The 21,960-nt window shown below is 68.0% G+C and carries 22 protein-coding genes; 6 read left to right on the top strand and 16 right to left on the bottom strand.

Annotated elements, in window-relative coordinates:
* Position 1: 1 nt before the first annotated feature.
* The 9 genes from IBX22_RS25150 to IBX22_RS25190 form a co-directional block, all read right to left on the bottom strand.
* Positions 2–745, bottom strand: coding sequence for an arylmalonate decarboxylase (locus IBX22_RS25150; protein WP_194818168.1), 744 nt, complete (start codon positions 743–745; stop codon positions 2–4).
* The gene (locus tag IBX22_RS25155; RefSeq protein ID WP_194818169.1) at positions 742–1,389 is read right to left on the bottom strand and encodes a hypothetical protein; all 648 of its coding nucleotides are present in this window, start codon (positions 1,387–1,389) and stop codon (positions 742–744) included. Before IBX22_RS25155 ends, IBX22_RS25150 begins: the two co-directional genes overlap by 4 nt.
* Positions 1,390–1,393: 4 nt before the next feature.
* Complete coding sequence (locus IBX22_RS25160) at positions 1,394–2,164, bottom strand: SDR family oxidoreductase (protein ID WP_194818170.1); 771 nt, start codon at positions 2,162–2,164, stop codon at positions 1,394–1,396.
* A gap of 112 nt (positions 2,165–2,276) precedes the next feature.
* Positions 2,277–3,221: a hypothetical protein gene (locus tag IBX22_RS25165; protein ID WP_194818171.1), complete on the bottom strand. Its 945-nt coding sequence runs from the start codon at positions 3,219–3,221 to the stop codon at positions 2,277–2,279.
* Positions 3,218–3,907 carry a hypothetical protein gene (locus IBX22_RS25170; protein WP_194818172.1) on the bottom strand — a complete coding sequence of 230 codons (690 nt, stop codon included), beginning with the start codon at positions 3,905–3,907 and terminating at the stop codon, positions 3,218–3,220. Before IBX22_RS25170 ends, IBX22_RS25165 begins: the two co-directional genes overlap by 4 nt.
* Entirely contained in the window at positions 3,904–5,025 is a 1,122-nt protein-coding gene (locus IBX22_RS25175; RefSeq protein ID WP_194818173.1) for an aromatic ring-hydroxylating dioxygenase subunit alpha, read from the bottom strand. The genes IBX22_RS25170 and IBX22_RS25175 overlap by 4 nt, the downstream gene beginning before the upstream one ends.
* 11 nt (positions 5,026–5,036) lie before the next feature.
* The gene (locus IBX22_RS25180; protein WP_194818174.1) at positions 5,037–6,035 is read right to left on the bottom strand and encodes a dienelactone hydrolase family protein; all 999 of its coding nucleotides are present in this window, start codon (positions 6,033–6,035) and stop codon (positions 5,037–5,039) included.
* Between the two features lie 55 nt (positions 6,036–6,090).
* On the bottom strand, positions 6,091–6,900 hold the full coding sequence (locus tag IBX22_RS25185) for an oxidoreductase (RefSeq protein ID WP_194818175.1): 810 nt from the start codon (positions 6,898–6,900) through the stop codon (positions 6,091–6,093).
* Positions 6,901–6,936: 36 nt separating this feature from the next.
* Entirely contained in the window at positions 6,937–8,532 is a 1,596-nt protein-coding gene (locus tag IBX22_RS25190; RefSeq protein WP_194818176.1) for a carbon-nitrogen hydrolase family protein, read from the bottom strand.
* A 1,111-nt stretch (positions 8,533–9,643) separates the two neighbouring features.
* Between IBX22_RS25190 and IBX22_RS25195 the strand changes: the two genes are divergently transcribed.
* The 5 genes from IBX22_RS25195 (at position 9,644) to IBX22_RS25215 (ending at position 12,987) form a co-directional block, all read left to right on the top strand.
* The gene (locus tag IBX22_RS25195) at positions 9,644–10,756 is read left to right on the top strand and encodes a hypothetical protein (protein ID WP_194818177.1); all 1,113 of its coding nucleotides are present in this window, start codon (positions 9,644–9,646) and stop codon (positions 10,754–10,756) included.
* Positions 10,753–11,343, top strand: coding sequence for a GPS-CTERM domain-containing protein (locus IBX22_RS25200; protein ID WP_194818178.1), 591 nt, complete (start codon positions 10,753–10,755; stop codon positions 11,341–11,343). The genes IBX22_RS25195 and IBX22_RS25200 overlap by 4 nt, the downstream gene beginning before the upstream one ends.
* A gap of 19 nt (positions 11,344–11,362) precedes the next feature.
* A complete protein-coding gene (locus IBX22_RS38000) occupies positions 11,363–11,947 on the top strand; it encodes a neocarzinostatin apoprotein domain-containing protein (protein ID WP_194818179.1) in 585 nt (194 codons plus the stop codon).
* A complete protein-coding gene (locus IBX22_RS25210) occupies positions 11,944–12,231 on the top strand; it encodes a Dabb family protein (RefSeq protein ID WP_194818180.1) in 288 nt (95 codons plus the stop codon). The genes IBX22_RS38000 and IBX22_RS25210 overlap by 4 nt, the downstream gene beginning before the upstream one ends.
* Positions 12,232–12,846: 615 nt before the next feature.
* On the top strand, positions 12,847–12,987 hold the full coding sequence (locus IBX22_RS25215; protein WP_194818181.1) for a hypothetical protein: 141 nt from the start codon (positions 12,847–12,849) through the stop codon (positions 12,985–12,987).
* A 603-nt stretch (positions 12,988–13,590) separates the two neighbouring features.
* Here the strand turns inward: IBX22_RS25215 and IBX22_RS25220 are convergent.
* The 6 genes from IBX22_RS25220 to IBX22_RS25245 all read right to left on the bottom strand — a co-directional run bounded on the left by IBX22_RS25220 (position 13,591) and on the right by IBX22_RS25245 (position 20,292).
* Complete coding sequence (locus tag IBX22_RS25220) at positions 13,591–15,018, bottom strand: aldehyde dehydrogenase family protein (RefSeq protein WP_194818182.1); 1,428 nt, start codon at positions 15,016–15,018, stop codon at positions 13,591–13,593.
* Positions 15,015–15,773, bottom strand: a complete 759-nt coding sequence (locus tag IBX22_RS37600) for a hypothetical protein (protein WP_228539418.1) — start codon at positions 15,771–15,773, stop codon at positions 15,015–15,017. The genes IBX22_RS25220 and IBX22_RS37600 overlap by 4 nt, the downstream gene beginning before the upstream one ends.
* Positions 15,774–15,817: 44 nt before the next feature.
* Positions 15,818–16,960 (bottom strand): NAD(P)/FAD-dependent oxidoreductase, encoded by a 1,143-nt coding sequence (locus IBX22_RS25230; protein WP_194818183.1) that lies wholly within the window; start codon positions 16,958–16,960, stop codon positions 15,818–15,820.
* Entirely contained in the window at positions 16,957–18,363 is a 1,407-nt protein-coding gene (locus tag IBX22_RS25235) for an aldehyde dehydrogenase (RefSeq protein WP_194818184.1), read from the bottom strand. The genes IBX22_RS25230 and IBX22_RS25235 overlap by 4 nt, the downstream gene beginning before the upstream one ends.
* Positions 18,364–18,499: 136 nt before the next feature.
* Entirely contained in the window at positions 18,500–19,813 is a 1,314-nt protein-coding gene (locus tag IBX22_RS25240; protein WP_228539419.1) for an acyl-CoA dehydrogenase family protein, read from the bottom strand.
* Positions 19,810–20,292, bottom strand: a complete 483-nt coding sequence (locus IBX22_RS25245) for a flavin reductase family protein (RefSeq protein ID WP_194818185.1) — start codon at positions 20,290–20,292, stop codon at positions 19,810–19,812. The genes IBX22_RS25240 and IBX22_RS25245 overlap by 4 nt, the downstream gene beginning before the upstream one ends.
* 155 nt (positions 20,293–20,447) lie before the next feature.
* Between IBX22_RS25245 and IBX22_RS25250 the strand changes: the two genes are divergently transcribed.
* Positions 20,448–21,233, top strand: a complete 786-nt coding sequence (locus tag IBX22_RS25250; protein ID WP_194818186.1) for an IclR family transcriptional regulator — start codon at positions 20,448–20,450, stop codon at positions 21,231–21,233.
* A 6-nt stretch (positions 21,234–21,239) separates the two neighbouring features.
* Here the strand turns inward: IBX22_RS25250 and IBX22_RS25255 are convergent, their stop codons facing one another.
* Positions 21,240–21,947, bottom strand: coding sequence for a hypothetical protein (locus IBX22_RS25255; protein WP_194818187.1), 708 nt, complete (start codon positions 21,945–21,947; stop codon positions 21,240–21,242).
* Between the last annotated feature and the right edge of the window lie 13 nt (positions 21,948–21,960).

Below are 21,960 nucleotides of genomic sequence, written 5' to 3' on the forward strand. Positions count from 1 at the left end.
GTCAGTGGTCGCGCAGTAGCGACCCCGCGCCGTCCACCCGGTCCTTGATGCCGTTGTCGCGCAACGCCATCCACCAGGTCGCGGCGTTGATGGCGATCACCGGTTTGCCGAGCCAGCGTTCGGCCTCGTCGGCCAGGCGCACCATGGACAGGTTGGTGCCGCATTGGATCAGGGCGTCGACGTCGTCGCCGTTCACCTCGAGCAGGGCGGTGCGCAGTTCGTCCTCGGTGACGTGAGCGATGGAAACCGCCGTGGGGCAGCGCAATCCCTTGATGGCGGCGACTTCGAAGCCCAGCTCGCCGAAGAAGCGGACCACGTTCTCGTCGCCGATCGGCTGGTAGGGGGTGACCACGCCGATTCGCTTGGCGCCGAACAGCTCCAGGGCGCGGCGGCAGGCCTCCGCACCGGTTGCTACTTCCAGGCCCGTGACGTCGTGGATCTGCTTCACGAACTGGCGGTTGCCTTCGATTCCGCCCCAGAAGGTTTCGGCGGACATACCCATGACCATGTATTCCGGTTCGCAGGTCAGCACCCGCTCGCAGGCCGAAACTATCTCGGCGCGAATCTGTTCCAGTAGCCGGTCCATGCCGGCGTCGTCGGCCATGTTCTGGTCGCGGATGTGGATGCGGCTGAAATGCGACGTGACGCCGGGCACGCCCATCCGATAGAAATCGGGCTCCACGATGGTGTTGGTGGAGGGCGCGATCACCCCGAATTTGCCGCGCCAGCCCAGGGCGTCTGTCATCGGATCAACTCCTCGTCGGTCGGAGCCGCGACGGTGGCGGCCGAGAGTCGCCATGCGGCGATCAGGAATGCGGCCTGGGCCGCGGTATTGCACAGTTGCTCGATCCATTGCAGCGTCACCGTCTGATCCGGGCGGGACGCGAGCGGGCCGAGCAGGAAGAACACCAGCAGTTGGGTGCCGAACAAACCGGCGGCAATGTTGTCGCCACGAGCCCGCGCCATCAGGATCAGCTGGCTGCCGGTGAGCGTGGCGAACACGGTGGTGCTCAGCAGCATCGGTATGGGGTCGTGCGCGAGGATCGCGCCCAGCGCGCACGCCGCCGTGAGCCCCGGTACCAGGTAGCCCAGCCACGGCGGGACGCGCCCGATGCGTGCACTCGCGGCCACCAGGCACAGCACGCCGAAACCGAGGGTCAGCAACGGGAACAACAGGTTTCGCAGCCATGGCAGGTCGGGCCCACCGGTGGCGGCGATCAATTTCGCGGTGGCCTTGGTGAATCCGGCCGTACCGATGAGTGTGGCCGCGACGACTACGCCCTGGCGAACGCCGGTGCTTGCTAATGGTCTGCGCAGCAACAGAACTCCGGTCGTGGTCAGCACCACGGGCACGAAATCCTCCACTGCCAAGGAGATCGGATACTCCACGGCGTTACTCGGCGAACAGATCGCGGCGGCGGACCGGGGCCGTGAGGAAGCGGCCGATCACCTTCGGCGTGGTGAGCCACCGCACGTGCGCGCCGTTGCGGGTATGCGAGACCGCGCGTTCGGCCAGCCAGGGTGCGACGGTCTCGACCTTGTCGGCGAGGATGTTGAAGACCTTGCGGGCCTTGGCCAATTCGTCCGGATCGGCGTAACCGTGGGTGAGTAGATCGGTGACCACCATGCCCGGGCTGAGCAGGCCCACCGACACCCCCGCAGGTACTTCCTTGGCCAGCGCGTTGGTCAGATAGGTGACACCGCGCTTGCTGGCGCCGTAGGTGGCCAGCCCCGCTACAGTGCGCCCGTCACTGCCCAGACCCTCCATGTTCCAGACGTGGCCCCCACCGGCCGCCGCCATCCCCGCCATGGCGACGGCCGAACCATGGAGCACGCCCAGCAGGTTGGTCTCGACGACATTGCGGGCCTGCTCGGCGGGCAACTGCCACAGCGGGGTCCGGTCATGGGAGACGCCCGCGTTGTTGATCCACACGTCAACCTTGCCGAAACGGTCGACGGTGGCGTCCCAGAGTGCTTGCAGGGAAGCACGATCGGTGACATCGGCGGACATGATGAGGGCGGCCTCGGAGAGTTGGGGTCGCAGTTCGTCGATGCGCGCGGTATTCGTGCCGCACAACGCGACCCGATGTCCGCGCTCGAGCAGGGCCCGCACCATGCCGAGTCCGAGGCCGCGGGTTCCGCCGGTCACCACCACAGTGCTCATACCTGCACCTCGCTGCCGCCGGGCTCCGGCAAGGCACGCTGACACCTGACTCGCTCACTTCGTTCGCCCGTTGCCTGTACCTCGCCGTCGCGCTGGTACCTGAAATGTTCGCTCATGACCGCTCCAATACCCCGTGCATCACCGCGACCAGGCAGTTGTGCTCGAACATTTGATAAACCACCGCGAGCGTCGCGCCCGCGCCCATCCCCGGTTCGGCATCGATCATGAATTCGCGGCCGACCAAGCGGCGGCCGTCGGTGGTGTGCAGGCGCACGAAATTGGCTCGGCCGTAGGAGTTTCCGTTACCCCAGACATCGGGGCCCTCATGGAAGGACCGGACCCCGTCGCGGCGCACCGTGATCTGCGAGTCGGACTCCACCGGACCGGACATGATCAGGTGGTGCTCGGCGGTGAGCAGATTCAGTGGGCTGATTTCGAGGGCCATGTGCAGGCTGCCCAGCGACTGCTGGCCGGCGCTCCACAGTTCCAGATCACCGGCGTAGCGGGACTTCTCCTTGGTTGGCACCGTGAATACCGCGGGACCGCAGCGGGTTTCGGTTTCGACGCGCTGTTGGACCAGTTCCGGATTGCGGGTGTAGACGCCGTTGAACACTCCCACCATGGCCGGACCCTGGTACAGCACAGACGAGTACACCTGAGTGTCGCCGATGGTCTGGTTCCAGGTGTTCAGTGAAACCTGCCAGCCCGGGCCGTAGTAGTTGGCGTCGACGAAACCGCCATAGGGCTGGCCTGATCCATAGAAATCCGGCCCGGTGTAGAGGCGATCAGCGTCGGAGTCCTGGACGCCGAAGGCGAAGGAGGCCCCGAGGGCGAACCGCCCGGCCAGGTCCCCGCCGCCGGTGAGCCCACCGTCCATGTAGTAGGTGGTGACGCCGTCGGCGAATACCGAGGAGCGGCGGATGTCTTCATAGCCGCGCCAGGTGCCCTGGGGGTCGAAAAGTGAAGGGCGGCCGACCCATTCGCCCGCGATGCGCTGCTGAAACGCGCTCGGCTCGGCGTTATCCGCCGCGGCGGGGTGTGCTGTGTCCTCACTCATGCGACCAGCTCCCCGCGCACCCGTTCGGCTTGGTCGGTGCCGAGCAATCTGCTCACCTGCGCCCATACGTGGTCCACTTCGGGGCTGAACAGATTCGCCCGATTGGCCCGGTCCCGGGCCGCCAGTTCGGCGTCGACAGCGGGAACGCCCTTGTCCACCAACGTGAGCCAGTGCTCCACGTAGCGATCCACGGTGGTGTCCAAGGCCTGGAAGGCAGCGTCGGTGGCGCGGCACACCAGCATCCACGGCGACATCATGGCGCGCTGCCGGGGGCCGATGGCGGCGGGGGAGACGCCTTCGATCTGCCATGCCTGTTCCAGCAGCGGGGTCAGTGGCAGGAACGCGGCGTCCAGATATTCCAGGTGGACGGCGAGATCGGCGCGCGGAATCAGATCCAGGTGCATCGCGTGATACTCGGCGGCTTTCACCGAGTCCAACGTGAAATGCGGTATCGCGGAATCGCTTCCGGTGAACGCGAAGATCATGTGGCTGTCCAAGCCGATCTGCGGCACCACCAGGTCGACGGTGACCGCCTTGTCGATCGGCCCGCCCCGCAGCACCTGCAAACGGCCCACCGGTTCCGGGGACATGGCGCTGGTCAGCGCGACATCCTCGGCGGTCTCCAGGCCGAGCGCGGAGCTCAGGGTTCCCAGGGTGCGCTCACTGAGTGCGGTGGGCAGACTCATTGCGGATTACCTCCGGTGCGGGCCTTGTGCACCCAGGCACTGGCCAGTTCGGGATTGTCACGACGGACAGGGGACGCGAGGACGGTGGCTTTGCGGCGCGGGGAATCGCCGGTGATGATGTCGTCGCCGCCGACCCACCAGCCCTGCTTGATCAGTTCCAGGCGCCGGCGCCGGTAGGCGACCTGCAGGCCGTCGCTGCGCACATGCAGCTCGTCGGACAGGTCGAACGGAAGCAGCTCGGGGCGTTGGTTTTCCACCACAGGCTGGTCCTGGAGCAGGATCTTCTCGATGCGTTTGCGGGCGTTGCCGTCCGCCCACGCGCCGGTGAAGAAGTTGCGGTAGCCGAGAATCTTGACCAGCGTCCGCTCCTGCGACAGCGGGATGTTGAAGTCGTAGAGCAGCAGGTCGCCCATCGGCAGCCGCACGTGCAACTTGACGATGTTCGGCAGATACCAGGCGTTGGTGACGGTCACGTACTCCGCCCGCGGCCGGCGCCGGGCCAACAGGCCCCACAGGCCCTTGGGCAGGGGCGGGCTGAGCTGGATATCGGCCTCGGCCGACCACTCCGTCTGCCGGATACGGAAGTCCGGGATCGCGGGCTTGTCGGGGTTGCCGAAAGCGGTGCCGTGCACGAACGGGGTGTGCGCGGCGTCGACGACGTTCTCGAAAGTGCGCTCGTAGTTGGCGGCGATCTCCATCTCGAACTGCACCGCGCGGAACGTTGGATCGTTGTGTTCGGGCAGCTCCGGGATCGGCGGCCGCTCCGCTTCGGGGAGATCGCCGAGAAACGCCCACACCATGCCGTAGCGCTCCACCGCCGGATACGCGTCCACTCGGGCTTTGCGCGGAATCTTGCGTTCCTCGGCGTTGGCCGGGATCTTCACGCACACGCCCTGGGCGTCGTACTGCCAGCCGTGGTAGGGACACGCGATACAGTCGCCGGTCACCTTGCCCATCGACAGCGCGCCGCCCCGGTGCACGCAGAGGTCCGAAAGACACACCGGCGCACCGGCTTCGGTGCGGTACAGCACGAAATCCTGGCCGAGACAGGTGACCTTGCGCGGTTCGCGGGTGACTTTGTCCGCGAATTCCAGTGCGTACCAAAAATTCTTCAACATGGTTGTTGCTCCTATCGCCGGCTCAGCCGCAGGCCGTAGTCGAAATCGGCCAGCTCGGTTTTGGCGGTCGCGTCGCCGCGCAGATGCGTGCGCAGGAACGCCGAAGTGAGCCGGGCGAACGGTTCGAGTGCGCTCGCCTCGGCCGGGCCGTCCAGGAAGGCGCGGGCGGCTGTCGGATCGGCGTCGGCGATGCCGAAGTGGTTGGCGCCGGGCACCATGGCCAGCAGGTGATCGCCCTCGGGCAACGCCTCGGTGAAGGTGCGCCGCACCGGATCCGGGCGATCCGCGCCGTCCTCGCCGTAGCGGTCGGCACTGCCCTGGATGACGCCATCGTTGCTGCCCACGCCGAGCAGTACCGGGCAGGTCACCTGTGCGGGCAGGACAGTGCCGGGCTCCCAGCCGAGCATGGTGGCGACCATGGTGTGCGCGCCCCACGCGAAAACCGCTGCCACCGAGGGGTAGAAGCGAGCGGACTGCAGGACCACGGTGCCGCCGGCCGAATGTCCGCCCAGGGCAATGCGATCCAGGTCCAAGGCGCCGCGGAGCGGTGGTAGCTCGTTGATTTCGGCGAGGGCGTCCAGCACCGCGCCGATGGTGGGGCAGGTGGGGCGGGTGCCGTAGGCGTTCGGGCGTGCGGCGTCGAGATCCACACCGGGGGTGAGACCTCGTTGTCCGCCGAACAATTCGGCGACACGATCCATGGTGACGACCACGAAGCCGGTTTCCGCGATGGCGGTGGCGAAGCGGCGGTAGGAATCCTGGCCGACATTGACGCCGGACAGGAACACCACCACCGGGTAGGGAGCGCCTGTCGGATCGGGGGCGAAGACGCCGGTCAGGCGTTCCGCGTCGCTGCCGGTAGCGAGAGCGGGGTAGTAGACCTTGAGGTGCGCGGTATCGAATGGCGCGACACCATCGGTCCGGACCGACCACCACAGTGACCGAATCAGTGCTGCTCGGTCCGGTGGGTCGACGGTTGCGTGGGGTCCCGTCTTCGGATCGCCGGTCATGGCTGCACCTCGTCGATGTTCGGATCCGGCTGACGACGGCACGTGATTAGCTCGCTCATGCGCCCGCCCTCGGCAGTTCGCGGTCGCCGCCCCAGAGGGCGCGGACCAATCGCTGGGTGAGCTCGGGGCCGAACATGCGCTCGCCCATGACATTCGCGGGATCGCGCTCGGCGATGTTGCGGCGCACCGCGAGGTCGCGTGCCGCCAGCTCGGCCTGTTCGTCGGCGGGTACCGGTTCGGCCTCCGCGACCCAGCCCAGCCACTGCTCCACCCGGGCGGTCAGAATTTGTTCCACCACATCCAGATTCGGGCGCGTCGGCGGGAACGAATAGCAGTAGGCGGTGGGCGAGAGGCTGCCCCGGATGAAGCCGGTGCGGCTGGTGAACCAGCTGAAGTCGGGGTGCTCCGCCTTGAAGGACAGCCAGGGGGCGTCGTTCTGTGCGTAGTAGCGGTCGAAGTAGTCACCGTCACCCACCAGGTCACCGCGCGGGACGGCATCGACGTAGAACCAGCCCTCCGGCCACAGCAGCAGCGCCGAACCCAGATGCGGGACCCGGACCTGGGGGCCGAGCCAGGCCGTCAAGTGCAGGTTCACGAATCCCGTGCGCGGGTCACCGATCCAGGAGTGCACCAGCCAGTCGATCTCGGGGCCGCTGTAGGCGGCGAGGCTGCCCGACGGGCCCTGCTCCGGGTCACCGTAGGTTTCCAGGTCCGCGGTGGACGGGTCGCGGGTGAGCTCGAAGCGCTCGGCGATGCGGGACTGCAACCTGCTCAACAGGTCTCGCCATTCCTGGAAGGTCTCGGTGACGTCGGCGCGCGGGGTCGTGTCGACCATGTGCTCGACGTGCTGGACGGTTTCACTCATGCGGCTGCTTTCCTTCGGTGCGCGGCGGTGTTTCCTTCACCGCGCGGTCACGGTGTCGATCGGGCGGCGAGGGCGGCCGTCGACGAGGTCTGTGCCCTTGGAGACGGCGCGGTTCACGGCCTGAGCTGGGCGGAGGGTGGCGCGCACGCTGGACGCCCCGGGTGGGACCGCGGTCACCACCGGGTGGCTGATCACGCCGGTGAACGGGCCGCTCCAGGCGGTCCACAGCGTGAAATCGGGAGTCAGTGCGTAGAGGGCGCCGGTGAGGCCGGGTCCCGCGGCCACCACATTCAGGCGGTTCTCCGCGGCTCGCTCGGGCAGGCCGAGACGCAGCTCCCACGGTTCGGCCGGGGTGCACGGCACGGCGACGACATCGGCGTGCTGAATGGCGGCCAGGCGGAAGGTTTCCGGGAACAGGGCGTCGTCGCCGACGACGAGCGCCAAACGGCCCCAGGGCAATTCGAATACGGCCAGGTCGTCGCCGGGTTCGGTGAGCCACGGATGCCGGTCGGTCCGATGCAGTTGCGGCTGGCGGCCTACGACACCGTCGGCGTGCAGGAGGACGGCGTGATGGGCGTCGCCGTCGCGCACGCTGAGTACGGCGTACGCGGCGGTATCCGCCAGGGCGCGCACCACTTCCGGGATCGGCACCGGTGCCAGCTCCGGCAGGACGATCAGATCCACACCGCCGGTGGCCAATTCGCGGATCGTGGCGGTATCGGGTGCGGCGATCGCGGCGGTGATGGTGTCCGCGCCCGCCTGGGGTCGGCGTCCGGCGGGGGAAGCGCTCAGTGGCGCATACAGTTCCGGTCGTCGCGCCGCGAACAGATCGGTGCCGTCCGGACGGGTTTTGTCATCGGCCAGTGCGATCTCGATATCGGCGACCACCACCGCCTCACCCGCGGCCGGAGCCATGGCCACACAGGTGCCGTCGGGTGCGACGATCTGACTTTCCCCGGCCCCATGCAGCCGATCCGGCGGCACACCGAGACGTTCCGCGATCGCGGGCAACTGGTCCACCGGCAGCAGTGGCCCGACTTTGTTGGCGGCCACCACCCACACCTTGTTCTCCGCCGCGCGCACCGGAATGTGCAGGCTCGCTTCGTCGGTGGCGAACGAGTTCAGGCTGTTGAGCAGCAACTGCGCACCCCGAACCGCCAGCGAGCGGGTGACCTCGTTGATCACACCCTCCATGCAGGCGTACATGCCGATCCGGCCCAGTCGGGTCTCGATGACCGGCGAATCCTCCTGCCCGGCATCGAGATAGTCGTTCTCCGCGCCCATCAAGATCTGTTTGTCGGACTGGCCGAGCAATGCCCCGTCCGCGCCGAACAGCAGGCTGGTGCCGGTGGTGCGCCCATCGTCCCGGGCCAGCGTGACCCCGATCTTGACGTAGATGCCATGCCGCGCGGCTCGATCGGCGATGGCGGTGAGAAAGGAATCTCCGAGCGTGCGGGCCATTCGCCGGGCATGCGCGCGGTCGTCGTACCAGGATAGGTGGTTACAGAACTCCGGCAGCACCACCAGTTCGGCGCTCGCCGCCGCCGCGGCATCGATCATCCGCAGGCAGGCGGCGAGATTGGCCGCGACGTCGGTGCCGGCGGCGAGCTGTGCGGCGGCGACTCGGGTCATGGGCTGGAACCTCTCCCAGTGTTTCGTAGATCGAAACACTGTTTCCAATTAAGCTGATTCTGTACCCGCTCACGAAATCTGTCCAGCGCTCGCCCGGGATTTCACGCGGCGGTAATCGATTGCCGCGCTTCGAGTTCGCCTTGACACTCGCCGACGCCGCAGGTTCAATATGGCAATTCCGAAACTGCGTTTCCGTATGGGAAACGCGCGCAGGAGGTAGGCATGACGACCTGCGAATCGTCGCCGGACTCGATACGGCGGGCCGACGCAACTTCCCGGCTGGCGGGCCCAGCGACCCGGCGTTCTCGGGTGCCGAGTTGGTACTCCGACTCGATACGGCCGCCCGACCCGGCTTCCTGGCTGGCGGGCCCAGCAACCCGGCGCGCTCGGGTGCCGGTTCGGCGCGAGCGCCCGGCGACCCCGCACGCTCAACTACCAGTTCGGCGCTACCACTCGGTGTCTCGCCACGCGTGTGGCCGGAACCCGCATCTCGATCCCGGTGCAGGGCACCCTGTAAATGATTCGCAGGTCGCTGACATGCGCATCGACTCGACCCACCGGTTTGTGAGCCCGGCAACCCGGCGCGCTCGGGTGCCGGTTCGGCGCGAGCGCCCGGCGACTCGGCACGCTCAACTGCCGGTTCGGCGCTACCACTCGGTGTCTCGCCACGCGTGTGGCCGGAACCCGCATTCCGATCCCGGTGCAGGGTCCCTTGTAAACGATTCGCAGGTCACTGACGTGCGCATCGACTCGACTCCCCGATTTGTGCGCCCGGCGACCCAGCATGCTCAGCTGCCAAACCGATGTGTACACGCGGCAACCCGGCGTGCGCAGCTGCCAAACCGCAATGCGCGCTCGGCAACCCGGTGTGCGCAGTTTCCAAACCGCAGTGTGCGCTCGGCAACCTGGCGTGCGCAGCTGCCAATCCGGCGTGTGAGCCCGGCGACCCAGCGTGCACAGCTGTTAAACCGGCGTAGGCGCGCGGCGACCCTGCGTGTTCAGCTGCCGGTCCGGTGTAAGCGCGCGGCGTCCCCCCATGCTCGTGGCCGGGCTCCGGATTTCGATCCCCGCGCCGCAGCCCCCTTTGCGCATGATTCGGCAGGTCGCTGACATGCGCACCGGGGTGGCTGCACTCGTGCTGTGCGGCGGATTGGTGGGCCCGGTGGCGGGCGGGCAATTGGCGTTACTAGCCAAGCCTTTCGGTGGTGTGGTCGGGACTCCCGGTGCTGCCATCGGCTACCTGGCTGTTTCCGCGTTCGTGCTCGGTTGTCTGACCGCGGCTATCCGCGCTACTCGCTCGATGCGGGTCGCCGGTGCCTGCGGGGTAATCGCGGGGCTGGCGTTCGCGGTGGCGGGGCTGGTGTCGACGACGTGGATGTTCACCGCCGCGGTTCTGATCGCCGGAGCCGCCGCCGGACCGGTGTTCGCTACCGGTCGCGTGCTCGCGCTGTCGGGATCGGCACGGCTGCTTACCGGTTGGCACGTGGTGATCGTGCTCGGGGTCGTCATCGCGGCGGGTGTGGCCTCGATCTGCGAACGGACGCCGGGGACAGGACTTCTCGCGGTGGGCCTTGTGGGCGCAGCCTGTGGTGCTGCGGCGGTGTCCGCTCGAGAGGACAGTGGCGGGGCGTGGGGGAAGCGGCGGTCGGCTAAGGGCTGGTCGGTTCTGGTGCCTGTTCGGCGGGCTGTGCTGGGATACGGCGCGCTCGGTCTGCTCGTGGGCGGCACCGTTCTCCCGGCTCTGCATCTACTGCTGTTCCGTTGGAATGCAGTCGGATCCGAACAGACGATACTGCTCGTGTTCGCGGCGCTGCCCGCGGTCGTCGCGGTCGCATTGCCCGCGCCCGATTCGAGTGCCATTGTGCCGCTGTTGATTCTGGCAGCGGGTGGTCCGGTGCTCGTGGCCACGGCACCGGGCGAGCTGACTCTTGTCGTCGGCCTAGCCGTATCGCTGGCCGCCGCGGCCCGGGCCGCGCGGGGGCTCGACGCTGAAATCCACGCTTCGGCAGCGCCTTCCGAAAGCGCCGCCACCGCGACGGTGCTGATCGCGGCTGCCGCCGCTCTGGCGGGCCTCGGGCTGGTCAGTGGGGTTGGACGGCTCGCGGGCACCGGCTCGGGGCTGGTCGTGCTGGCGGGGGTGAGCCTGATTTGTGCGCTGCTGTGTGGTCGGCTCGCGCTCCGGGTTGTGACGGCCGAACCGATCTTCCAAGGAGGCACACAGTGATTCGCACTGTTCCCGTCCGCGTGGCCGCGATTGTCGCGCTCCTCGCCGCACTACCGATCTGGGCGCTGCCCGCGCGGGCCGCGCCCGGAACCGCCGCGCTACAGGTCAGCGCCAGCACCGGCCTGACCGATGGGCAACGAATCACCGTGAACGGCACGGGTTTCCGGCCCGGTCTCGCCTCCGTTGCGGTCGGCCTCTGCAAACAGGGCTTCACCAGCGGAACGCGCGATTGCGACCTCGGGGGCGGCGCGACTTTCGTCAACGTCACCGATGAAGGGACGCTGCCGACTGTCACGCTCACCGCGCACCCGCACTTCAACGTGATCGACTGCCTCCGGCAACAGTGCGTGATCGCCGCCGCGCCCCTGCCCGGCACCGAGCCGCCCACCATCATCGCAGCCAATTCCGCCGAGGTAGCAGTCACTTTCACCGGATCCCGGCTCACGGCAGCGGCTGCGCCCCCTACCGCCCCGGCAACGGCGGACACGACCGACATCGACGGTCCGTCGCTGCCGCTGTGGTCGGCGACCGCCGCCCTGCTGGTCGTCGTCGCCGGCTTCGCCCTCGCCGACCGGCGACGGCTATGAACACCCCAGGAGAAAACATATGAAGCACAACGCTTTCCGGCTGGCTGTCCTCGCCGCGGCCGCATGCGGCGGCCTCCTCGCCGCTGCCCCCGCGGCCCTGGCCGCCCCCACCCTGCAACTCGACGCGAGCACGGGCGTGGCTGCGGGACAGACGATCACGGTGAACCTGGAAGGCCTCGACGCCAACCTGGCGGGCGTCGCCGTCGGGCAGTGCAAGCCCCAGGTCGTCGCGCCCACCGACTGCAACCTGAGCGGATCGCTCATGGGCGCAGCCGACGCACAGGGCGTCTGGCAACCCCGAGCCGGCGGCCGCACCCTCACCCTCGTCGGCGCGGTAGGCGGCACCGATTGCACGACCGCCCCCGGCGCCTGCGCCATCAGCGTCACCAGCCTCACCAACCCGTCCCAAATCCTGGCCTCGGTGCCCCTGACCTTCGGCGCCAAAACCGCCGCCCAGCCCACTCCCGCCGCCGCAGCACCCGCCGCGGAGTCCGACAACGACGACAGCAACACCGGAATGATCGTCGGCATCACCGGCGCAGTCGTCGTGATCGTCGCCATCGCAGCCCTTGTCCTGATGCGACGCCGCGCCACCACCCGATGAGCACCCTCACACACGTGGTGCTGATGAAGTTCCACGACCGCGTCGACGCCCAAAAGGCAGCGAAACTACTGACCGGACTGCAGGATTCGGTCCCGGAGATCCAGTCCCTCACAGTCACCCTCGACGAACTCGATACCCCCGTGTCCTACGACCTGTTCATGACTACAACCCACGCGTCCGAAACGGAACTGGCTGCCTACCAAAAGCATCCGGCCCACCGCGAGATCGCCGAATGGTTGGTACCCCGGCTGGCGCATCGTGCGGTGGTCGACTATCGAGGGTGAGGAAGCCTGCGGCAGACGCGTGGGTGGTGATAAGACGCGTCTCCCGCATGGTTGGTGCCCCGGCTGGCGCATCGCGCGGGTCGACTACCGGGGGTGAGGAAGCCTGCGGCAGACGCGTGGGTGGTGATAAGACGCGTCTGCCGAATGGTGGTGCCCCGGCTGGCGCATCGTGCGGGTCGACTACCGGGGGTGAGGAAGCTGGCGGCGGACGCGTGCGTGGCGATAAGACGCGTCTGCCGTGTGCGGGGAGGCAGGACGAGCGCGAGATTCGCGTCGCAGGAATCAGGCCGAGGGATTCGGTGCCGACCAGCCACGGTCTTCATCAAGATCACCAGGCCCTGGCGGCGGCATCGCCCAAGAGCGCCCGCCACTATGGCCTGGTGACCTTGCGATTCGCTACGGAGGGGCAGGCTCGGGGAGGGAACACTCCGCACCGCATCGGCATCTGTGCGTGGCTGAACTACGCGTAAGACCGCACCATCAGCGATCGGAGCATCAAGATCAACAGGCACAGCGGGTGGCATCGGTCGAGTATCGCCGCCACCACTGCCTGATGATCTTCATCGATATCGTGTGCCGCACTGCCACTCGGACAGGTCCCAAACGGAACTGAGTGTGTACCAACAGCATCCGGCGCATCGCGCGCTGATCGACTTCAGCGGTGAGAACCCGGCGATAGGCGTGTGCGTGCGGTCGAGCGCTTTTGCCGCTGCGCCGGACAGGAATGACGAGCGCGAGATTCGCGTCGTTGTTTGATGCTGCCTTGTCCGAGGGGTAACCGAGACGTACCAGGGCCGGACCGAGATGAATTCGGGTTGGCGCGGGCATACGGTGCGGCCGACGCGGAAGGTAGTGGATGTGTCCCGCACCGCCGACGTGTGCGTTGGTGATCGGTGCATGTCCGCCGCTGCGCCGGACTGGGCGAGCCCGCAGGGTGCGACCTGGATCTTTGCGCTGCGGGGAGCCGAGGGCAGCCATTCCGGAGCCGTCAGCGCGGAACGCGGAGATCGGTCATGCGCAGGGGGCGGTGCCGTCTAGTTCGAGGAGCATGTTGCTGTACCACCCCCGGTGACGGCCGGCCAGTACGCGGCGTTGATGCCACCGATCTCCCCGGGATGCAAGCGCTGCAGCCCGTTCAGGCTCTCCCGTGTATGCCGTGCGGCGGCCGTGTGTGGGAACCGAAACCACCTCTCGCTGCGTACGGGCGGGGTAAATGGCTCAGGCTGGGGCTTTTCTGAATTCGGGCAGGCGGCGGGAAGCCATGCCGGAGCTGCCGCGCGGTACGCGGTCGGTGTGTGCCGCGCGGCGGACGTGTGGGAACCGAATCCTGTTCTCGCTGCGCAGGGCCGGGCGAACGGCTCAGGGCTGGGACTGGGCTGGGTCCGGGTAGGCGCGGGCAGCCATGCCGGGTCCGCCTGCGCGGAATGCGGCCGGTGCGTGTCGCACTGTGGTTTGAACGTATTCGCGCAGGCCCTCTGCGGCGTACTCGCGGCCGAAGCCGCTGCGTTTGGTGCCGCCGAACGGGGCGCGCAAGGACATGCCGGTGCGGTTGTGGGTGTTGATGAAGGTGAATCCGGCTTCGAGGTGAGTGGCGAAGGAGAAGGCGCGGTCTTCGTCGGCGGACCAGACCGAAGCAGCCAAGCCGAGTTCGGAGTTGTTGGCGCGAGCCAGGGCCTCTTGTTCGGTGTCGTAGGTGAGGACCGGGACGGCGGGGCCGAACTGTTCCAGGCGCACCAGGTCGGCGTCGTCGGGCAGGTCGAGGGCGAGGGTGGGGGCGACGAAATAGCCGTCGTTCTCGGGTATTTCGGCGAGGGGAAGCATCCAGCCTCCGCGGTTCCAGGCGTCGGCGATGAGGGCGGTCATGCGCTCGGTGGCGGCGCGGCTCACCACCGGACCCATCGTCACCAGCTCGTCGAGCGGGTCGCCGACAGTCAGAATCCGTCGCGCGGCAGCCAGATACGACTCGATGAACTCGTCGAAGCGGCCGCGCGGGATGTACAGCCGTTTCGCGGCCATGCAGACCTGGCCGGCGGTGGCGAAGGATGCCAGCACAAGTCGGTCGTAATCGTCTGGCGAGAGGGTGAAGTCGTCGAGGAAGACCGCGGGGTCGTTTCCGCCGAGTTCGAGCACTACCGGCGTGAGGGCCTGCCCGGCAGCCGCCGCGATACTGCGGCCGGCCTCCTCGCCACCGGTGAACGCGACCTTGCCAACCAGCGGATGCGTCACGAGGGCGCGCACTGTCTCAGGCCCACCGTGCATCACCTGTACGCCCGGCAGCAGCGCCGCCACCGCGCTGACTGCCAACGGCGCCAGCGGAGAAGGCTTGAGCACCACGGTATTTCCCGCCGCCAGCGCCGGACCCAGCTTCAACGCCGACAGAATTATCGGCGCGTTCCACGGAGTGATCGCCGCCACCACGCCGTACGGTGCGGGCGCACACACGATCCGGCCCGACCCGTCGTCTATCACCGATTCCGTGAGCACGGCCGCTGCGTTGTCGCGCACCCAGCGCAAATAGGTTGCGGCGAAGCCTATTTCCCCGCGACAGTCGACCACCGGCTTGCCACTTTCCCTGGCCAGTAATGCAGCCAGCTGCGGGCGCTTGGCATCCATCTGGTCCGCAGCGGCGCCGAGCGCGGACAACCGTGCGCCGAGAGACCGTCCCGACCACTCGCGGAACTGCTGATGTGCCACACGGACAACGTCATCCACCGACTCCGCCGGGGTGACCGGCACCGAGCCGACGATTTCCCTTGGCCGTGCCGGATTCTCACGCTGGATTCTCATGCGCAGCTCCTATTGCCACCGAGTTCGAAGCGGATTCCCCGGCGTGCTCTCGGCTGGGGCTCAGGCACCGCTAACAGGCCGGTTGCCTCCGCCGGACCAGCCTCCGGACCGAGTGTCTGCGGACCGAGTGTCTGCGGACCGAGTGTCTGCGGACCGAGTGCCTCCGGACCAAGCGTCTCCGGACCGACCTCCACCCGACCGAGCGCCTCCTGGACGGCCGCCGCCGGACCCGCCTTCGGCGCGGAGTACAGCACCCGCTCGATCTCGGGCTGCTTGTCCAGCAGGATCTGGGTGACATCGGCCAGCCGGCACACACCCTCGGTGAGCTCGGTGCCGCTGCCCTCGATGAACCACTTCACATTGGCCAGCGCGGTATCCAGATTGTCCAGCCCCGCACCGAGATCCGAGGAGGTGTCGGTCAGGACATCGGAGACCGAAGCCAGCCGCCCGCCGAACTGCACGATCTGCTCGTTGCTGGCCGAGAGCGCCTCCGGGGCGGCCGCCGCCGGATCGAGCGCTTCCTGGACGGCTGCCATTAGACCGAGTGCCTTCGGGACGGTTGTCTTCGGACCGGCTGCCTTCGGGACGGTTGTCTTCGGACCGGCTGCCTTCGGGACGGTTGTCTCCGGACCGGCTGCCTTCGGGACGGCTGCCTCCGGACCGGCTGCCTCCGGACCGGCTGCCCCCGGACCGGCTGCCCCCGGACCGGCCGCCACCGAACCGGCGGCCTCCGGAACGGCCGCTAAAACAGCCATCGCTTCCCGGCCTGCTGTAGCAAACGAGATCCGGTGGCACCGAGTCACCGTTGGTTCTCCAGGGAGTCGAGCAGGCAGGCTCGGCGCAGGTACGTGCGGGCGGCTGCGGGATCGGCGGCCAGGTCGCTCAGGTGGTTGTGGTAGCTCGCGTCGTGGCCGCGCAGGCGCTCCCAGTTGTCGTGGCTGGTGCGTTGGACGTGTTCGATGGCGACGGTGCGGCGGCGGGCGGCGATGGCGTCGAGCTCGGATTCGGGGCCGCCGTCGAGAACGTCTGCCAAGGCATTCGCCAGATGGACGGCGTCGTGGATGCCGCTGTTCATGCCCATGCCGCCGAGTGGGTTGTTGACGTGGGCGGCGTCGCCGGCGAGCAGGACCCGGCCGACGCGGAAGCTTTCGGTGATGCGTTGGTGGACCTGGTAGAGCGAGGCGTGCAGCAGTCGCCACGGCCGCCCCAGATCGGCAACCGCCGCCAAACGGTCTGGGAGACGAGCTAATTCGTCATCGTCCGGAGTATCCGCGGGGGTGGGCAACAGTACGCGCCAGTGCGCGGGGGTGCGCAGCAGCACCAGCCATTCGTCCGGGTCGAACACGTAGTTGATGGGGGCGATCCCGGGCAGCGCGGCGGCCAGGTCCTCGTCCACGGAGGCGACCAGGAACCGTTCCGGGTAAGTGCTGCCGTCGAATCCAGCGCCGAGTGCGCGCCGCACCGCCGAATGTGCGCCGTCGGCGCCGATCACCCAGTCGGCGACTACGGGGCCGCGCGCGGTGTGCACGATCACCCCGTCCTCGTTCGGGTACAAGCCCTCCACTCGGGAGCCGAAACGAACGTGGACGTGGGCGGGCAAGGCGGACAACAGGATCGGGGTGAGCCTGCTCTGCTCGCACTGCACACGGAACGGATACGCGGTGTCGGCGGCGAGCACACTCAGGTCGAGGGTGGCGATTTCACCGCCGCCGCGTTCGCGGTACTGAAAGGTCGAGGCGATGATGCCTTGCGACAGTAGGGGTTCCAGCACGCCGAGGTCGGCCAGCATTTCCAGGGTGGGCGGATGGAAGGTCGACGCCCGGGATTCGGTGGCCAGCTTGTCGCCTTGCTCCAGGACGGTGACGTGCACTCCGCGGCGGGCGAGGGTCAGGGCGGCTGTGAGACCGACCGGCCCCGCGCCGACCACGACCACGGCAGTCATGTGGTGTGCAGGGCGAAGCGGCCCTCGACGCCGACGACCCGGGCTCCGGTGAAGAACCGCAGTGTCTCCTCGGTGCCCTCCTCGCCGAGACCGGACCAGCCCCAGGCCGGGCGCGGGGTCATCAGGTGCAGGCTCATGATGGACGAGCCGTTCACCTTCACCTCACCGGCGCGGATCTCTTGCGCCACCGACAGAGCGCGCTCTTCATCAGCGCCACAGACATAGCCCTCGAGCCCGTACGGCACCGCGTTGGCGAGCCGCACCGCGTCCTCGACCGTGTCGTAGGTGACAGTTCCGGCGATCGGACCGAATACTTCGTCGGCCAGATCGTCGTCGAGAAGTGCTGGGGCGACATAGTTTCCGCTGTCGGGCAGTTCCCCGAAAGATTGAAATCCGCGACTGGACAACGAATCCCGCACCAGCCGCGCGTGCCGCGAGTGCACCAGCGGGCCGAAATCGGTGTCGCGGTCGAGCGGCGGACCGAAACGCAATGCCTCGAGCCGCTTGCCGATGGCTTCGACGAGCTCTTCGGTCCGGTCCGCCGGCAAGATCAACCGTCCCAGCGCCCGGCACCACTGTCCGTTGAGGGTGGTCAGTAGTTCGGCAGCCATCCGCGCCGCGGTATCCGTATCGGCGTCCGGGAGCACAACAAGCGGGTTGTTGCCGCCCAATTCGAGCTGACAGGGCCGCAACAGGGGAGCGGAGGCAGTCGCGACCGAGCGCCCGCCTGCCACACCGCCGGTGAAGGACACAGCTTTGATCCGCGGATCGGCGACCAGCTGGGCCCCGGCTTCGACGCCGCCCTGCACCAGCTGGAACATCCCGGCGGGCACGTGTTCGGCGATCACCTCGGCGAGCACTATCGCGCTATAAGGCGTCAGCTCACTGACTTTCAGGATCACCGGACAGCCCGCGGCCAGCGCGTTCGCCACCTTGTGCGCGGCCATCGGCGCGGGCGCGTTCCACGGCACCAGGCACAGCGCCGGGCCCAGCGGCAGACGATGCACCCGCACCCCGTCGCGGTCCGCGCGCAGCACCCCGGACCGCAACTGTTCGGCGGCCAGCCGGAACGATCCCGCGACGATGACGCCGAGCAACTCGGTCTGCCGGATCGGCACACCCGTTGCCCGCGAATCTAATTCGGCAAGCTGTGCCAGTCGAGGTTCGAGCCCGTCGGCGATCGCGTCGAGCAGTTCCGGGGAGATGACGCCGGATGCGCGGTCCGCCACCGCGAGTGCGCGTTCGATCCGATCGCTCGAGGTGGCCACAGCCCGCGCGACCTCGGTTCCGGTAGCCGGATCCTCCAGCGTCACACCGAGATCTATCGACGGTGTACCCCAGTCGCCGTCGATCAGATCGACGATGCCCGGGAGTTCGCTACCGCTGGCAGTGTTTTCAGTCATTTGCGGGATCTCCGGTAGTCCGTGCGGTCCTTCGAGGCTGTGCGAGCGACGGTATTCGCCGCGTGGGTCCCGACGAGCGGCCCTGCCGCGTGGGTGCCGACGAGCGGCCCTGCCGCGTGGGTGCCGGTGACCGGCCTCACCGCGCGACCTCGGGCGTCGGTGCGTGGTTGGCGGCGCGGCCGCCAGCTACCTGCGGCGCGGGCGCGAACAGCTCATTAGCCTTGGCGTCGGTAATGATTCGCGCCACCTCGAGCATTCCGCGCTCCGACGGGAACGTCATGACCAGGCCCATCGCCAGGTCCCGCAGCGCCCGCCCGGCGACTCCGCTCATCGAAGCCGCCGATGTACCACCGGCTTTGAGCCCGCCGAGCGCCACCTGGAAGCACGCTTCGGTGACCGCACCTTTGCCGAGCCGCCACTGCGTGAACACTTCCTGCTTCGGTTTGATCGGCGGCTCAACGGTTTCGATGTCGAGCTGGTAGCGCAACCACAGGTAGGCGGTCTGCAACTGCCGGGTCATCTCGCCGATGAGCACCTGATGCACGGGAGAGGAGGCGATGGGTTCTCCGGTGTCGGCGAACGTCTTCCGGGTTGTCGCGGCCAGGGTTTCGTCGTAGACCCGCTGCGCGCACCCGGTGTAAACCGCTGCGATGGCGAGCTGGTTGCCGACGAAACTGCCTCTGCTCATGGTGAGCATCTTGGTGAACGCGCCCGGCACCGCCAAGGCTTCGTCGTCGGCGATGAACACCTCGTCGAGCCGGATGCCGTTGTTGGCGGTGGCCCGCATACCGAGCCCGTCCCACGGCGCGCGGGTGCTCACGCCTGGGGCGTCGCGCGGCACGAAGAACGTCGCCAGCCCCTCGGCGGTGTCGTACCCCTCGAGTTTTGCCGAGGTCAGGTAGTAGTCGGCGACGCCGGTCGCGCAGCCGAATGACTTCTCGCCCTGCAGAATCCAGCCGCCGTCGACTTTGCGGGCGGTGGTGGCGATGGTGATATTCGCCTTGGCGGTCTTCACCGACTCGGAGGCGAAGTTGGCCAGCCACACGCCGTCGGCCATGCGGGTGAGTACCTTTTCGGCGAAGGCGCGCACCATGGGGACCTCGTCGTCGGCGAACAACCCCGCGTCGATCGCCTCCAAGGGCAGCAGCCCACGCGAGGCGCTGGTGTTGTGGAAGAAGTAGGCCAGTGCCGTGGACGGGCACGCGGTGCCCATCGCGAAGGTGGCGGCGGCCAGGTCGCGCAAGCCGCCGCCTAGGCCGCCGAACTTCTCCGGCACTACCAGGCCCAGCAACCCGGCCTCGCGCAACAGCGCCACGTGCGAGGGCGGGAAGGTGGCGGTGCGGTCGGCCTCCTCGGCGGCTTCGCGCAGTGCGGGCAGGACCGACTCGACCCGTTGGGCGCGGGCCCGTTCGGCGTCGGTCATGTCTTCGACGAGTCGTGCGCCGATCATCGGGCTATCCCCTCGTAGTAGGTGCGGTCGTGATAGATGAGCGGGGGCGCGGGCCGGGGTGCGGCCGCGTCCTGGACCAGGCCGAGCACGATGGTGTGGTCGCCGGCCGGATGGCAGGCGGCGACGACACAGTCCACCCAGGCGACCGCGTCGGCCAGCACGGCCGCCCCGGTGGTCGCGGTGTCCCACTGCCCCACCGCGAACCGGTCGTCCGCGTCGCCGGGGGTGGCGAAGCGGCGGCCGATTTCCTCGTGATCGTGGCCGAGCATGTTGACAGCGAAAACTCCACTGCGCCGGACCGACCGGCAGGTCGTGCTGCCGGTGGCCAGGCATACCGAGACGAGCGGCGGTTCCAGGGCCACACTGGTGAACGAACTGGCGGTCATGCCGTGCCGGCCGCCGCCCTCGCGCAGCGTGGTGACGACCACGACGCCGCTGGCCCATTGCGCGAGCACGGTACGGAGATACGTCGGATCCACTGTCACCTCCGTTTCGGTAGTGGAAACGCTGTTACGCACAAGGTAACGCTCTGCTGCCTTGCGCGCAACAGGTAACGGCGTTGCGGCACAGCTGTTTCGGCAGGTTTTCGGTGGACCGTTTCCCATCGGGAAATGCCGTGCCCTAAGCTGTCGGCATGTCGGACATCGAGGCCGAGAGTCAGAGCCGTTCCATCGCCGCCGTCGAACGGGCCATGGACGTGTTGTTGCTGTTCGGGCGTACCGGGCGGCCCGATCTCGGTGTCACCGAGATCGCCAACGAACTGGGCCTGACGAAGGCCGCGGTGCACCGCATTCTCACGGCGCTGCGCAACCGCGAACTCATCACCCTCGAACCGACCACCCGCCGCTACGCCCTCGGTCATGCCGCGATCGCGCTGGGCCGCGCCTATCTCGCGCGCACCGATCTGCGGGTGATGGCCGCGCCGGAACTGCGCCGGCTGGCCTCGCTCACCGGCGAGACCGCCACCCTCTCGATCCGTCGCGGCGATACCCGCATGTACGTGGATCAGGTTGTGCCGGACCAGGAATTGCGGATGGAGGTGGCGCTCGGTGTGCCGTATCCGCTGCATGCGGGTAGCTCGTCCAAGGCAATCCTGGCGTTCCTGCGCAAAGCCGAGATCGACGAGTATCTCGACCGGCACGAGCTGACGCCGTTCACCGACGCCACCATCACCACGCCGCGCAAACTGCGCACCGAACTCGCCGAGATCCGCAAGCGCGGTTACGCGATCTCGATGGGGGAGCGGCAGATCGGCGCCGCCTCCATCGCCGCGCCGGTGCTCGACCACGACGGTGGCGTGGTGGCGGCGCTCAGTGTGTGCGGGCCGCTGTCGCGCTTCGAACCGCGGATGGCCGAGTGTGTGCCGTTGCTGCAGAAGGCGGCCGGTGCGGTGTCGGCGCAGATGGGCTATTCGGCCTGACACGGTTCACAGCTGTGCGCCGGGTTTGAATACGCCCAGCGCGGCGGCGACGAGCACGCTGCCCCAGATCAGCCAGACGTAGGGCAGGCAGCCGTCGATGCTGCGGCGCAGGGTGCGTTCCACGGTGTCGTCGGAACCGGTGGTCATCAGGGTGGTGAAGGCGGGGCCGAAGGGGCGCAACGTCATTCGGATGCCGAGGCCGGCGGCGATGGCGGCGGCGTAGAGCAGAGTCTTGATGCCGAGCCACTTCGGGTTGGTGGTCACGCCGAAGGGTTCGGTGGCGATGAGGGTGTAGATGCCGGTGCCCGCCATTCCCGCGATGACCGCCCATCGGATGGCGAGGTCGCCGCGCCGCACCATCGGGATCGCGCCGTGGATGCGGTGCTGAATCACGGTGAGCGACAACCAGATCGCGGCGAGTAGCCATACCAATGCGATCGACCACCACGGGAACAGCGCGATGCCGAAGGCTTGCGCGCCATGTGGTTCCAGGGCCATCAGGGTGAGGCCGCTGGGCAGGAACAGCACCAGGCAGACCTTGGGGCCGAGATCCAGTCCGCTCATGATGGCCAGCGCGGTGGCGCGGGCGGCCGGCGTCTGCTTCGGATCGATGACGAAGCGGCTGGAATAGAACACGCCCAGATCGCCGCCCAGCCAGAACACGAACAACACCAGATGTAGCAGGATCCACCAGCCGTGCGGGTGCGGGCCCATGCGATTCTCCTGT

The sequence above is a fragment of the Nocardia sp. XZ_19_385 genome (assembly GCF_015355755.1).
In the GTDB taxonomy this organism is placed as follows: Bacteria; Actinomycetota; Actinomycetes; order Mycobacteriales; family Mycobacteriaceae; genus Nocardia.